Annotated in this window: 1 protein-coding gene; it reads left to right on the top strand. The window is 63.7% G+C overall.

Annotated features, from left to right (window positions below):
* On the top strand, nt 1–368 hold a 368-nt coding region (locus tag ACLQ24_RS30375; protein ID WP_425895164.1), incomplete at its 5' end, for a transposase.
* Nucleotides 369–386: the final 18 nt, after the last annotated feature.

Here is a 386-nt window from a genome sequence, read left to right as displayed (position 1 = left end):
TGAACGCCATCCGCATCCCACACCGAGTCGGACGCCCGCGTACCCGACCCGCCCGGATCCTGGCCGACAAGGCCTACTCCATCAAAGCCATCCGCGCTGACCTGCGCCGACGTGGCATCAAGGCGACCATCCCGGAGAAGAGCGACCAACAGGCCAACCGACGTAGACGAGGATCGGCCGGCGGGCGCCCACCCACCTTCGACCGAGAGCGCTACCGGGACCGCAACACCGTCGAACGTGCCATCAACAAACTCAAACAGTTCCGCGCCGTGGCCACCAGATACGACAAACGCGAATTCATGTACCTGGCCACCATCGACATCGCCACCATCAAGATCTGGCTCCGCGACCTCGCCCGCGAAACCTGATCCACAAGACACGGCCTA

Source organism: Micromonospora sp. DT4, from assembly GCF_049841675.1.
Lineage (GTDB): Bacteria > Actinomycetota > Actinomycetes > Mycobacteriales > Micromonosporaceae > Micromonospora.
The sequence above is the reverse complement of the archived record's forward strand: the minus strand, read 5'-3'. Positions and strand labels throughout refer to the sequence as shown.